At 61.5% G+C, this 14,679-nt stretch carries 7 protein-coding genes; 2 read left to right on the forward strand and 5 right to left on the reverse strand.

What is annotated here, in order from left to right; translation table 11 throughout:
• The first annotated feature begins 62 nt into the window (after positions 1-62).
• On the forward strand, positions 63-1,892 hold the full coding sequence (locus NW838_RS14955) for an NFACT family protein (RefSeq protein WP_414428313.1): 1,830 nt from the start codon (positions 63-65) through the stop codon (positions 1,890-1,892).
• 47 nt (positions 1,893-1,939) lie between these two features.
• On the opposite strand, the gene NW838_RS14960 is transcribed toward NW838_RS14955, so the two are convergent.
• The 5 genes from NW838_RS14960 to NW838_RS14980 form a co-directional block, all read right to left on the reverse strand.
• Complete coding sequence (locus NW838_RS14960) at positions 1,940-6,775, reverse strand: alpha-2-macroglobulin family protein (RefSeq protein ID WP_414428314.1); 4,836 nt, start codon at positions 6,773-6,775, stop codon at positions 1,940-1,942.
• 72 nt (positions 6,776-6,847) lie between these two features.
• Positions 6,848-8,074, reverse strand: coding sequence for a type II secretion system F family protein (locus NW838_RS14965; RefSeq protein ID WP_414357726.1), 1,227 nt, complete (start codon positions 8,072-8,074; stop codon positions 6,848-6,850).
• Between the two features lie 197 nt (positions 8,075-8,271).
• Complete coding sequence (locus NW838_RS14970; protein ID WP_414416532.1) at positions 8,272-9,414, reverse strand: type IV pilus twitching motility protein PilT; 1,143 nt, start codon at positions 9,412-9,414, stop codon at positions 8,272-8,274.
• 131 nt (positions 9,415-9,545) lie between these two features.
• Positions 9,546-11,609 carry a GspE/PulE family protein gene (locus NW838_RS14975; protein ID WP_414428315.1) on the reverse strand — a complete coding sequence of 688 codons (2,064 nt, stop codon included), beginning with the start codon at positions 11,607-11,609 and terminating at the stop codon, positions 9,546-9,548.
• Between the two features lie 156 nt (positions 11,610-11,765).
• A complete protein-coding gene (locus NW838_RS14980) occupies positions 11,766-13,403 on the reverse strand; it encodes an acetolactate synthase large subunit (protein ID WP_414428316.1) in 1,638 nt (545 codons plus the stop codon).
• A gap of 178 nt (positions 13,404-13,581) precedes the next feature.
• Between NW838_RS14980 and NW838_RS14985 the strand changes: the two genes are divergently transcribed.
• Positions 13,582-14,664 (forward strand): dipeptide epimerase, encoded by a 1,083-nt coding sequence (locus NW838_RS14985; protein ID WP_414357724.1) that lies wholly within the window; start codon positions 13,582-13,584, stop codon positions 14,662-14,664.
• Positions 14,665-14,679: the final 15 nt, after the last annotated feature.

The following is a 14,679-nucleotide window of genomic DNA, read 5'->3' on the forward strand; positions in this document are numbered from 1 at the left end:
ATCGCTGCATAGTTGAACAGTGATGTTCAGCAGTGTTCAGCGTAAATGTATCAGCAACAGGGATGCAGCCGGTTGATTTAACCACCCTGCGTGCTGTGCTCGCCGATCTAACCCAGGCTAAGACAGGTCGGGATCCAGTGTTGCCTGCCCGCGTGGAATGGATCCAACAGACCGATCTGTGGACGGTGGTCATTGGCTTGCGCACCCTCACTGCCCGCCCCTGCTTGCTGTTGTGCTGGCATCCTCAGGCGGCCCGTCTCCACCTCTGTCAGCCTCCTCCCAAAGAGCCGGATGGCTTTCAATTTAGCCAGTTCCTCCAACGGCACCTGAAGGGTTTGGCTCTGACGGAGCTGGCTCTGCTGGAGGATTGGGAACGGGTGATTGACTTGCGCTTTGCTCCTCGGCCTGGGGATCCCCCTTATCGCCATCTCTACCTGGAGGTGATGGGCAAGCACAGCAATGCCATTTTGGTGGACGAGGCGGGCATGATCTTGGCCAGTGGCCATGGGGTAAGCGAGCGCCAATCGCGAATCCGTCCAGTGCAGCCGGGCCTGCCCTATGAAGCCCCCCCGGCCCTAACCGATCCGATCCCGCAGCGATCCGAGCCCTTCTCCTGCTGGCAAGAGCGCGTTGCCCTGATCCCCGGCCCCATCGGCCAACGGCTGTTGCGCTGTTATCGCGGCCTCAGTCGGCACTTGGTGGAAGCGATGTGTCATCAGGCTGGGATCCCGCCGCAAACCCCCACCGATCACCTCTCTGCCCAGGATTGGCAGGCGCTGTTTGCCAGGTGGCAAGACTGGTTAACCCGTCTGGAAACAGGCCAGTTTGACCCAGCTCCCACTCCCCAGGGATACACCGTTCTCGGCTGGGCAAGCGGTGCCGTTCCCGTTAGCGGGACGGAGTCCCTGCAACAACCTTCTCGACTCAATCTGCACCAACTTCTGGAAGGCTACTACCAGGCTCAGCTTAACCGCGAACAGTTTGAGCGAGAGCGCCACCGTCTGCTGCAAAGGGTATCCACCCTGCTGAAAAAGCTCTATCAGCGGCGAGAGCAATTTGAGGCAATGCTGGCCGACTCCACCCAAGCGGAAGCCTCCAAGCAGGCTGCCGACTTGTTGATGGCCCACCTCCACCTCTGGCGGCCAGGGTTGCATCACATCGAGCTGCCGGATTTTGCCAGCGGCCAGACGGTCAAGATCCCTCTCGACCCCGAAAAAAATGCCATTCTCAATGCCCAAGCCTACTACCGCAAGCACCGCAAACAAAAACGGGCCCAGGATGCTATCCGGCCCCTACAAGAGGCGCTTGGCCAAGAGATCCTCTACCTCGAGCAGGTGGAAGCGTCTCTACAACAGCTGGAAACCTATCGGGATCCCCAAGACTTGACCACCCTCAAGGAAATTGAGACCGAGCTGATTGAACAGCGCTACTTGGAGAGTCCCACTCGCAACAGCGGGACAGAGTCTCTGCGGGCGAGCTCAAAACATGCCTCACCGGCAACCTTCAACCCCCACCGCTTTACCAGCCCCAGTGGCTTCTCCATTTGGGTGGGGCGCAACAACCTGCAAAATGACCAGCTCACCTTTCGCGTGGCCCAGGAACACGATTGGTGGTTTCATGCCCAGGAGATCCCCGGCAGTCATGTGCTGCTGCGCTTGCCCCCCGGCGCTGTAGCAGAAAGCGAAGATCTGCAGGCGGCTGCTGATTTGGCGGCCCATTTCAGCCGCGGTCGCCTCAGCGAACAGGTGCCGGTAGTCTACACTCGCCCGAAACTGGTGTTCAAACCCAAGGGATCCCCGCCCGGCATGGTCGTTTACAAGCAGGAGCAGGTGCTTTGGGGGCGGCCCAGCCATGCGCAGCTGCTCATTGCGTCAGCCCTTGGGCCACACTGACGCAACTGGTTACTTTGTTTCTGGCCAAGTGGGCAGGTTCGAGACATTCAAGGGAGAACTTCGAGGGAGTAAGCGGCGCTGCGGCCATAGCGGCTGGGGTCGTACATTTCTTCTGCCAAGGCAGGAGCCACCTGGAATTGGCCGGGGATCTCCGGACGGAAGAGATAGACAAACTCATGGCGACCCTGCTTGAGCTCGGTGCTGAAAAAGGCCACGCGGTCATCCCGATTCTCTTGGCGGGTCCAAAACCAGTCCCACCAGTAGTCTGGGGCCAAGCCGGTGAACTCTCGCGGATCCTGGGAGGTGATCTCGGCGCCGCTGGGCAGGGGATCCTCGACCACCACGTAGTGGCTGTCCCGCTCGGCTTCCACCGTCAACCGGGCCAGGAGGATTTCTCCGGCCCTTACTGTGTCGCCAGGGCGCAGCGGCTGCTCTCGGTAGCGGATCTCCCCGTTGGGTTGGGGCTGGGGCTGTAGGCGGAAGTAGCTGCGGCTCACCGCAAAGCCTTGGGCTTGAGAGGGCAGAGGGTTGGGGACGAAGGCTTCTCCCCTCAAGCTGTAGTAAAGGGGGCCGGGGCCGGACTTTTCCAGGCGCAGGCTGCTCAGGTTCCCCACTTCTGCGTCAGCCCAATCCAGCCCATAGCGGGGATCCCCAGCGCCGGCCTGCCAGCGACCGAGAAGGGATCCGGTTGTCCCATCCAACACCCGCACCTCGCCGGGGCTGGGAAGCTGCTGCTGCTGGGCCTGGTAGTAGGCGGACAGGCCGAGGAGAGCATCAGCGGTGGCTTTGGTGGTGCGCCAGCGGTTGTTTTGCCGCTGCTGGAGAAGGGCCTCGGCAATCTGGGCAGCCCGGTCATCCTGCAGCCGAACGGCCAATTGCAGTAGGGGGCCGGCCACCTCCATGTCGTCGTAGGTGGAGCGCTCTTGGGTCGCACGAGTTGGAGCAGCCGGGATAAACCAGCGCCCTTGGGGATCCTGTTGCCGCCGCTCCAGAACCTCATCCAGGGCTGCCTGGGCAAGATCCCTCTGGCCCAGTTGCAGGGCAGCCAGGCCATGGTAGGCCAGGCCAAAGGTGGAGAGCCGCTCCGGCGGCGGCAGGTCGGCAGTCACCAAGGCGGGATCCCAGAGGGCCAGGCTGTAGGCGACAAAAGCCTGCAGATCCGGGGAGAGGGCTTGTGGCTGGGCCAGTTGAGCGGCCAGATAGTCCAAGGCCTGCCGCACCCGCCACTCTTTGAGGGCATAGCCAGCAGCTTGGGCAAGATGATATCCCTGCAGGATGTATCCGGTCAGATAGGGGTTGCTCCGGTCATGGGCCCACCAGCCCCAGCCCCCATCGTAGTTCTGGGATCCCTCCAGTCGCTGCAAGCCGGATCGAAGCACTCGAGGCAGCCGCTCCAGGGTTTGCGGTCGCGTCGGCGTTGCGGAGCAACAGCGCAGGTTCAAGCCCAACTGCTCGCTGACTTGGGCGACGGCTAGGGCGGGCAAGAAGCGACTCAGGGTTTGCTCGGTGCAGCCGTAGGGGAACTCCACCAGGTAATCCAGCGGCTCCAGCAGGGTTGCTGCCGGGCTAGCGGCCAGTTCCAGGTGAAGCTGCCGGGATCCCGGCACCCAGGTGGCGGGCCAATCCAGCGGCAACTCCAGACTGCCAGACTCCCCTTCACGCAAGCCAGACGGGGTTCCCAGTTGGCCCACTTGGGAGAAGCGATGCGCCGCCCCAAAGGGCTGGCTGGGGATCCGCAGTTGCAACGCATCTTTCAGCCCATTCCCTTCCGCCCAGACCCGCAGAGAGGTATCTCCGGCCCCCAGAACCTGGAGAGGCCATTCCACCCGCCCCGCTCCTTGGGCCGGCACGGTGAGGCGTTGTCGTTCCGGGCCTTGCAATTTCAAGATCCCACCGGCAGGAACAGGAACTTCCAGCCGCACCTCCACCGCTTGGGCTTGACCCGTGCGGTTTTGCACAATGGCCGCCAAGGTGAGCTGATCCCCCACCCGGAAAAAGCGGGGAGCGGCCAAGCGCACCAACAGGTCTTTGCTAACCGAGACTGTGGCAAGAGCGGATCCCACCTGGGTGTCGGCAGTGGCAGCGCGGGCGGTCAAGCGCCAGGTGGTCAGGTTGTCGGGCCAGCGCACCTGCACCTGAGCCAGGCCATCGGCATTGGTGACCAGATCCGGGAACCAGGCGGCGGTATCGCGAAAGTCCTCCCGCACTTGGCCGGCCAGCTTGTCAGCACCGCCGGGATATTGCTGAGGGAAAGAGGTAGTGGTGGTAACTTGGTTGTACTGGCGCCCATAGAAGAAGCGGCGAATATCCGGGGTGAAGTCGGGTCGCAATAGGTAGAGGGCATTGTCCACAATCCCTAGGCCCACCTCGGCGCTCACCGGCTGCCCTTGGGCATCGCGGGTGCGGATTTGGATTTGGGCGGTCTCGCCCGGTCGATAGGTGGGTTTATCGGTTTGCAGCTCCACCTGCAAAAAGCGATCCAAGGGGGAGACCCGCAGCAGGGCCTCGCTTCGGTACAGCCGCCGCTCTGGGCCGATGGCAGTGGCAGTGACGTAGAGATTGGGACGATAGTCGCCGCGGATGGGCAGCCGCAGCGTGGCCGTATGCCCCTGGAGACGCAGCACCTGCACCTGGTGCAGCCGGGATCCCTCAATGCCCACCAGCACCGCCACATCCGGCAGCGGCGAGACTATCAGGATCTGGGCCTCTTCCCCCACCTGGTAGATCTGCCGATCCGCCACCACTTCCAGGCTGGGCAGGGATCCCCAACTTTGTAGGGGGCTGCCCGGCTCCACCACCCAGAGATAGTCCACCTCCTGCACCCGTTCGCGCCAGCGGTGCGGAGCACTTTGACGGCGGGGATCCCATGCCGTCAACCGCACCCGGTAGTCTCCCGGCTCCAGGTCGGCGGGCAAGCTGAGGGTGAGGCTGCCCTCCCCGTTGACGATCTGAAAAGGCTGCCGCAGCAGGGTACCTTGCCGTTGGTAGGTGCTGCTCTTGGGATCCCAGCGCCAGCGCTCCAGGCTCAGCTCTCCGGTGGCGCTGACGGGGCGGCCATCGTAATCGCGGGCTTGCAGCCGGTAGGTGAGGGTATCCCCCGGAGCGGGCAGGTGGCGGTCGGCCTCGGCAAAGAGGGCAAATTCGCCAGCCGTGACCCAGGCCCTCGCCGTTCCGGTCACGGTGCGACGGCTGATGTCGGTCACCTCCACCTCGATGCGCAACTGCTGCACCTCTTGGGGGCCCCAGTAGCTGTCTTCTTCCCAGTTGAGATCCTGCAGCAGGCGATCCAGGCGAAACTCCGCCCGCCCTTGGGCATCCGTCACCCCTTCCCCTTCCGCCACCAACTGGCCGTAGCCGCCGTAGTAGCCCTGCTCCTCTCCCAGGTCGTCGGCGAAATAGTCTTCCTCGGCAGAACGGGGCAACAGCCCATAGCGCAGGCTCCAGTCGGGGCTGCTGTAAACTCGGTAGCGGAGCTGGGCAGCGGCCACCGGCGCGCCGAAAAGATACTCGGCCTCCACCTGCACCTTCAGGGATCCCCCCCGCACCAGCCAAGGTCGGTCGGGCACCACCGCCACCTCAAACTCCGGCTTGCGGTAGGCTTCCACCTGAAAAGAGGTGTATTCGCCGCTGGATCCCTGCGGCCCTGACACCTGCCACTCCAGGCCGTAGCTGCCCAGGGGCGCCTCTTCCGGCAGTTGAAACTCCCCATAGACACTGCCAAAAGCATTGGTGGCCAGGGTTTGTTCGCTCAACACATCCCCGTTGGGGGCCGTAAGGGTCAGTTGCACTGCTTGTCCTACCGGGGGCGGCGTGAGGCGGGTTTGCTCTCGCACCAGGGCGCGGAAATAGACGGTTTGGCCAGGGCGGTAGAGGGGACGATCCGTGTAGGCGTAGATCCGGTGGGGCTGGTTCCAGCCATAGGCGTAGCTGCGGGACAAAGCCTGCAGGGTGTTGTCGGCACTGCGGCCATAGACCACCAGGGAAGAACCCTCTCTCGCCGGCAGGCCAAAGCGGGCTAGCCCCTCTGCATCGGTGGTGGCCGTCAAGGGATCCCCCCACTCCCCGAAAACTTGGATCTGGATCCCGGCCAGGGGACGCAGCTCCCGCAGGTGCACCGCCTGCACCACCAACTGGCTGGCATCCTGCTTCTGGATGAGGCCGAGATCGCTCACCAAAAACCAATGGTCGAAACGGGGCAAGGGTGCAGCCGCATTCAGCGGCTCCCGGCCCTCCGCCTCCACCCAGTAGGCCCCCGGCGGCAGGATCCCCAGCTCCAAGGTTTGGGCTGTCCACCCCTCTCCCGCTCGTCGTGGCACCGGCTGCTGCCAACTGCGCACAAGCTCCCGCCGCAGGGTGGGATACAGAGCCAGATTCAGGGAGCCATAGCCAGCATCCGCCAAATCCCGCAAGAGAGGGGATCCCTGCAGCTCTGTCAGGGAAAAGCGATAGAGGCTGAGCTGCACCGAGCCCAGGCTGGTGGCCCGCCACTGCAGCCGCGCCGGTTCTGCGGTCGTAAACACCTGGCTGGTGCTGTAGAGATAGAGACCGGGGGGGACAAGCTGAGGGCGCAAGGTGGGGATCCGAACCGTTGCCCCCTCCCGCACCAGAACGGATCCCTGGCTGCCCACCGTTTCCAGGCCGGATCCCTGCACCGTCACCTGGTATTCCCCAACAGGCAATCGATCCAAGCGATATTCGCCATCTGAGGCCAAGCTGGCGCTGCGCGTGACCGGGCCGGCTGCAATGACCTGCACATCCCCAGGCGGAGCCTCTGCCGGCAGCTCCACCCGTCCCGCCAGGGATCCCGTCGGCTGTTCGGAAAGCAAAACTGCCAGCCCCACCCCCAACAACAGCACCAGGGCCGCTAACCATCGCCTCAGCATGGGATCCCTTTCCTTTGTTGCTCCTACCCTGTGCCCTGGCCGCCCTGGGGGTTCAAGGGTCAGCCCAATCCACTACTTCACCAACTCGAACACGTTGAACATGGGCAGGTACATGGCCACGATAATGCAGCCCACCATACCGCCCAGGATCACGATCATCAACGGCTCCAGCAGGCTGGTGAGGGCGCGTACCGCCTCCTCCACCTCCAGCTCGTAGAAATCCGCCGTCTTCATCAGCATCGCGTCCAGCTCCCCTGTCTCTTCCCCCACGCTGATCATCTGAATGGCCATGACTGGGAAGACCTTGGCCTTGCCCAGAGCAGGGGCAATCTGCCCTCCCTCTGAGATGGATTGGCGGGCGGCGTCAATGGCGTTGGCCACCACCTGGTTGCCGGAGGTGTCGCGCACAATTTCCAAGGAAGTCAGCACCGGCACCCCGGAGCGGGTGAGAGCGCCAAAGGTGCGGCAGAAGCGAGCCACCGCCGACTTCTGGATCAGATCCCCGAAGAGAGGGAGCTTGAGGGCCAGCGCGTCGATGGTCTCCTTGCCGGCAGGGGTGCGGTAAAAGCGCCGGAAAGCAAAATAGACGGCCCCTAGAAAGCCCACCAGCCCCAAGCTGTACTGGGGCGTGCGCAGGAACTTGCTGATGTTGATGAAAAACTGGGTAAAGGCGGGCAGCTCCCCACCCAAGTCGTTGTAGATGCTCTCAAACGTGGGCAAGATGAACAGCACCATGCCCAAGAAAATCAAGACAGCCAAGATCGTCACCACCACCGGGTAGGTCATGGCTGATTTGATCTGCTTCTGCAGGCGATCCATGTCCTCCAGCAGCTTGGCCAGGCGGTTGAGCACTTCGTCCAGCACGCCGCCCACCTCCCCCGCCTGCACCATGCTGCAGTAGAGGCCGTCGAAGGCGTCGGGATAAGGGCGGATGGAGTCGGAGAGGTTTTTCCCCGCCTCCACCTCCGCTCGGATAGCCCTCAGGTACTTTTTGAGTTTGGGGTTGCCGGTTTGCTCCTCCATGATGGTAAGAGAGCGCACCATCGACACGCCGGCGTTGATCAAGGCAGCAAATTGCCGGGAGAACACTGCCTTGTCGCGAATGTCGATGGATCCCAGCATTGAGAAATCGAAAGACGTATCCAAGGAAAAGAAGGGTTTCTCCTCCTGAATGTCTTCCTGTTTGGCAAAAATCCCGTCTCGGCGCAGCCGTGCACGAACTTCGGTCAAGCTGTTGGCCACCACCGTCAGGCGTACCGGCTGACCGGCCTTTAACCCCCGAACCTTGTAGCGCGGCATGGCTGTACCCCCGGCTAGATCGCTCTAAATAACGAAATGGCTTTAAATGTTTCGCAGGTGCAAAAGAGAAGTCAGCCCAAACCTTGGGCAGATCAACAATCTCTCAGCTAGAGCTTAGCCACAAATCAAGTCAGCGGCTAGAGATCGGCAATGAACCCTCACCCGGGGATCCCAGCACTGCCTGGTGGCAACGAGGTTTAGCGACGGGTGGCAACTGCTGCTGGCCGCTGTTGCTGGGCAGCCGCGGCTGGCGAGGGCCCGGTAACGTTGCCCAAAAGCCGTTGCAACTCCTCGGGGCGAGAGGTCTTAGACATGGCCGTATCGAAGTCGATCTTGCCCTGTAGGTAAAGGTTAGCCAGATCTTGCTCCAGCGTTTTCATGCCCTGCTTGCCCCCCGTCTGGATAGCCGAGTAGATCTGGGCAGTTTTGCCCTCCCGAATCAGGTTGGCAATGGCCGGCGTCACCACCATGATTTCCTGCACCAGCACCCGTCCAGGCTCTCCTGGCTTGGGATTGAGGCGGCGGGCCAGAGTTTGGGAGAAGACGGCCTTGAGGGAGTTGGAGAGCTGCACGCGAATCTGCTGCTGCTGCTCGGGCGGAAACACATCCACCAAGCGATCCACCGTCTGGGCGGCAGAACTGGTGTGTACCGTGGCAAAGCAGAGGTGGCCCGTCTCGGCGGCGGTAATGGCCAACTGGATGGTCTCCAGATCCCGCATCTCCCCGATCAGGATCACATCCGGATCCTCCCGCATCGCTGCCCGCAGGGCATTGGCAAAACTCTTGGTGTCTTCCCCCAGTTGCCGCTGGTGGATGATGCTGCGAATGGGGGTGTAGATATACTCAATGGGATCCTCGATGGTGAGGATGTGCTCGGCCCGTTCGCGGTTGATCATGTCGATCATGGAAGCCAGCGTAGTCGATTTGCCAGATCCCGTTGGGCCGGTTACCAGCACCAAGCCCCGCGGCAGGCGAGCTGCTTCCTTACACACATCCGGCAGGCCCAGCTTGTCGATGTTGGGGATCTCAGAAGCCAGGGCCCGCATGGCGCAAGCATAGGTGCCGCGATCGCGGTAGACGTTCACGCGGAAGCGCCCGATCCCGCGCACCCCGTAGGAGCAGTCCAGTTCCCAGTTTTGCTCCAACTGCTTGCGCTGGTTATTGTTCAACATGCTGAAGATCAGCCGCTGCACCTCCTCTGCGGAGAGAGGCTCATGCTCTGTCGGCTCGAGGTGACCATTGATGCGGAAGTAGGGGGGCAAACCCGCCGAAATATGAATGTCGGAACCGCCCTTTTGGACGATTGCTTCCATCAGGTCTTCGATCATCAGTTGGGGCATAGGGTTGGGTTCTCCAAAGGTGAGTAGAGCTATCTATCAAAAGAGCTAGTGGCCAAAGCCATGTCAGAAAGGCAACTGTATAGGACTGTTATAGTCGGCACCCCAACACCGTCAAGGGCCAAGGCGACTTCCTAAAACTTCGGCGTCAGGCAATAGGGGCAATCCATCCAGTCTACATGCAAGGCCGCGCCACAGTTGCGGCAGGTGCTGAGAGCCTTGGCACGGGCCTTCAGCTCACTTTCCAGGCCCTTATCGGTAAGGGTCACCCGATCCACCTCCTCCAGCGTGGTGAGGCCCTGCTTCACCAGCATCAAGCTGTAGGCCAGCAGGGTTTTCATGCCACTTTCCACCGCCGCTTCCTTGATCACCTCAGTGGGGGCTTCTTTGTTGATCAAATCCGCGAGGCGGTCGTTCATGCGCATGAATTCGTACACCCCTATCCGGCCTTTGTAGCCCACGCCCCCGCAGTTCTCGCAGATGGGCTTGCCGGTGGCCTTGCGCTGTTCTACCTCTTTGGGGGAGAGCTTGTTGGCTTTGTAAAAGGTGAGCTGCTCGCCATCGCCGCTGAGGGTAAGGCCGTAGCGGGCCAGCTCCTCAGGTGTGGGGTGGTAGGGGATCCGACAGGCCGTACACACTCGGCGCATTAAGCGCTGGGCCAACACCCCCAGCAACGAGCTGGAGATCATAAATGGCTCGATCCCCATCTCCGTCAGGCGGGCGATGGCACCGGGGGCATCGTTGGTGTGTAGGGTGGTCAACACCAGGTGACCGGTAAGGGAAGCCTCGATGGCGGTTTTGGCCGTCTCGTGGTCGCGGGTTTCCCCCACCAGGATCACATCCGGGTCTTGCCGCAGGAAGGCGCGCAGGATCATGGCAAAGTCCATGCCCTTTTCTCGGATCACCTGCACTTGGGTGATCCCCGGCAGCGAGTATTCAATGGGATCCTCGGCGGTGCTGATGTTGATGCCCGGATCGTTCACCTCCGCCAGAGCCGAGTAGAGGGTGGTGGTTTTCCCGGATCCCGTTGGCCCGGTCACCAAGATTAGGCCAAAGGGTCGCCTGACAATCTCCTTGAAGCTTTCCAAGGTCTCTGGGTCGGTGATCAGCTTGTCCAGCCCCAGTTGGGTGGCGGAGTTGTCCAGGATCCGCAGCACGATCTTCTCCCCATAGCGGGAGGGCAGGGTGCTGACCCGGAAGTCCACCTTGCGCCCCTTGAAGACCCGCCGGATCCGCCCATCCTGGGGCATGCGCCGCTCGGCAATATTCAGGTTGGAGATGATTTTAAAGCGGGCAGTGAGGGCGGGGACGATCTTCTTGGGAAAGTTTTCAAAAGCCTGCCGCAACACCCCATCTTTGCGGAAGCGGATGCGCAGGTATTCTTCTTGCGGCTCGATGTGGATGTCAGACGCCCCGTCCTGCAGGGCCTTGACCAGGATCTGGTTGGACAGTTTAATAATCGGGGCATCATCTGCCGATTTGACCTGCTGCTCCAGGGATCCCTCGCCGGCCTCATCGGCAGCCACATCCTCAATAGCATCCAGATCGATTTCGGCAGTGTTGACCACCACCTCTTCTTCCTGTTGGGCAGCAGCCGCGTCGTTGATCCCCTTGATGGCCAGCAGCTCCGCCTGCGCATCCATGTAGCGGTTGATCAGGGTCTCGAAATCCCGCTGGGTGAAGACCCGCCGCTGCAGCTTCAGCCCCTGGATGCGGAAGCGCCGTTGAATGTCGTCCAGTGCCTGCAGGTTGTCTGGCTTGACCATCGCCACCGTCACCTGATTGTCTCGACGGCGAATGGGCAAGAACTTGTAGCGGTTGCAGATGTCGAGGGGCAAGATCGAGTCGATCAGCCCAATCATCTCGGAGATCTCCACCGGCTCCAGGTCGACATCCAGGGAGGGGATCCCGTAGATGATTTTCAGTTCAAAGAGCTGCTGCCGTTTGTAAGCCCGCTCCAGGTCAGGGGTGATCTCTTTGCCCACGATATCCTTGACCACCAGAGCCAGGGCCTTGCTGTTGCCCTCTCGATCCGCTTTGAGGGCGTTTTGGATGTCCTGGATCTGCTTATCGTCGGCAAAGCCCAGCTCCTTTAACTTGCGGCCAAAGGGGGTAATGCTGACGTTGGCGATGGCCAGAGCTTTGCTGGCAGCACCGGCACGGCGCGAGGTAAAAGGAGGGGGAGGAAGATCGTTCATGCTGGCGGGTCACCCACAATGCCTCTATTTCACTGCACTTGGCTGCTAAGGGTCAACGGTAAAGATACATAAGTCTGGACTTCCCAGAGGCCGCCAACCCTGGGCTTACTATGCCCCAACTCGGCTCAAATCTCGCATTCCTATCCACCTCACCCCCTAAGTCTCGCAGACCAGCGCTTGCGACCGCTGGGTCAAGTAAAGATTTTCGCCGTAATCGACAGGGCAGTCGATGAGGGTGGGCACCGGCTGCTCGAGGGCCTGCTTCAGGATGGGGATCAGCTCGGCAGCCTTTTCGACACGGTAGCCCTTGAGGCCCATGCTCTCCGCCAGCTTAACGAAGTCTGGATTGCCGAACTTGACGAAAGCAGCCTCGTTGTACTGATTGTGTTGCTTCCACTCGATCAGCCCATAGCCGCCATCGTTGAAGATGAGGGTGACAAAGGGAGTGCCCACCCTGAGGGCAGTTTCCAGCTCTTGGCAGTTCATCATGAACCCTCCATCTCCGGTTACGGCCACGATGCGCCGGTCGGGATGCACCAATTTGGCGGCCAAGGCCCCCGGAATGGCGATGCCCATGGCGGCAAAGCCGTTGGAGATGAGACAGGTGTTGGGTTTGTCACAGTGGTAGAGGCGGGCCATCCACATCTTGTGGGCGCCGACATCGGAGATGACGATGTCTTCGGGTTCCAGGACTTGGCGCAGGTCGTAGATCAGCTTTTGGGGCTTGATCGGGTAGCTCTGATCCTGGGCATAGCAGGTGTACTCGCGGACGATGTTCTGCCGCAGGCTGATGCCATAGGGATCCGGCTTGCCCGTGCGATCGCAGCGGCGCAGGATCTCCATCAGGGAGTCGGAAATGTCTCCCACCACCTCTACTTGCGGGATGTAGCTGCTGTCGATTTCAGCCGGCAGGGCGGCGATGTGAACGATGGGGATGGTGCCGTCGGGGTTCCATTTCTTGGGAGAGTACTCGATGAGGTCGTAGCCGACGGCGATCAACAGATCGGTGCGGTCGAAACCACAACTGACCAGATCCCGCTGCTGTAGGCCAACGGCCCACAAGGACAAGGGGTGGGTGTAGGGGATCACTCCTTTGCCCATGAAGGTGTTGACCACGGGGATGTTCAAGCGGGTGGCAAATTCGGTGAGGGCGCTGCTGGCTTGGGCGCGAATGGCCCCATTGCCGGCCAAAATCAAGGGGTTGCGGGCGCGGGAGATCAGGGAGGCCGCTTCGTTCAGGCTTTGATAGGAGGCGTAGGTTTTGTCCAGGCGATCTCTCCTCAAGGGAGTGCCGCTGGCTTCCATGGCGGCGATGTTTTCCGGCAAGTCGATGTGGACGGCCCCGGGCTTCTCGGTTTGGGCCAATTTGAAAGCCTTGCGCACGATCTCCGGGGTGATGCTGGGGCGCACGATCTGGGCATTCCACTTGGTGACGGGGGCAAACATGGCCACCAAATCCAGGTATTGATGGGATTCGATGTGCATGCGGTCGGTGCCCACTTGGCCGGTGATGGCCACTAGGGGTGCTCCATCCAGGTTGGCATCGGCAACTCCGGTCATCAGGTTGGTGGCGCCCGGCCCCAAGGTGGAGAGACACACCCCCGCTCTGCCCGTCAGCCGGCCATAGACATCGGCCATGAAGGCGGCCCCCTGTTCGTGGCGGGTGGTGATAAAGCGAATTGAGGAGCGGCGCAGGGCTTGCAGGACTTCCAGGTTTTCTTCGCCAGGAACGCCGAAGATGTACTGCACCCCCTCATTTTCCAGGCAGCGAACCAGCAGTTCGGCGGTATTCATGGTGGCAAGGGTATGGAGAACGGTGGATCTGGATCCCACCATAGACGGCGGACGGGGCAAGGGATAACTTGTTTTCTGGGCTTGGGGACGGGGGCAGGCTGGGCTGGGAACCAAGCTAAGCTCAAAGGGGCGGCCCAGGCCCAATTGCCCCTCCAAGCTTCCTCTTCTGGAGATGCCCATGCGGCTCTACGTCGAACCTTTCACCGTTCACAAGCGCTACGCCTTGACCATCAGCCGAGGTACCCACAGCGATACAACCTTGGCTTGGGTGCGAATTGAGGAGGAGGGAGTTGAAGGGTGGGGAGAGGCTTGCCCTTTTTCGGTGAGCGACGATTGCCAGCAGTCTCTGGACGACATCCTGATGGGTCTGGAGGTGGCCAAAGGGATCCTGCGCCGCCATTCCCCCTGGGAGCGACAGCCAATCGAGGCAGAACTGCTGCGGGCCGGGATCCCTTCGGCAGCGCGGGCAGCGGTGGATATGGCCCTGCACGATTGGATGGGCAAACGGCTGGGGAGGCCCCTGTGGCAGTTGTGGGGGCTGGATCGCTCCCGCATTCCGCCCACGACGATGACGATCGGCATCTCCACCCCGCAGGCGGCCCGCCAGCGCGCCTTGGCCTGGATGGAACAGACCCAAGCGCGGGCTTTTAAGATCAAGCTGGGCAGCGACTCGGGGCTGATGGCGGATCAGAACATGCTGATTGCTGTACAAGAGGTGATCCCGCTGGGATCCCTGATTACAGTGGATGCCAACGGCGCTTGGACGGTGGAGCAAACCCTGAGCATGAGCAACTGGCTGGCGGGGCAAGGGGTGAGCTACCTGGAGCAGCCTTTGGAGAGGGGGCAGGAAGCGAAGCTGATCACCCTCTGGCACGAGTCGAAGCTGCCCATTTTTGTGGATGAGAGCTGTATGGACAGCCGCGATATCCCCCCTCTGGTGGATCGCGTCCACGGGATCAACATTAAGCTGATGAAGTGCGGAGGCCTCAGCGAAGCCTGGCGCATGATCCACACCGCCAAAGCCCACGGCCTACAGGTGATGTTGGGCTGCTACAGCAACACAGCTCTGGGGAATACGGCGGCGGCCCACTTGGCTCCCCTGGTGGATTACCTGGACTTGGATAGCCACCTCAACCTCATCGACGATCCCTTTGCCGGGGCCATCCTGCAGGACGGCTGCCTGCTCCCCACCGACCGACCGGGTTTGGGGGTAGAGCTGAGGGAGCATGCCTCTAACCCCCAAAACCCTGAACTTTGCTGAATTTACTGAGCTTTA

Origin of the sequence: Synechococcus sp. R55.2 (genome assembly GCF_047462075.1) — a bacterium.
GTDB lineage: Bacteria > Cyanobacteriota > Cyanobacteriia > Thermostichales > Thermostichaceae > Thermostichus.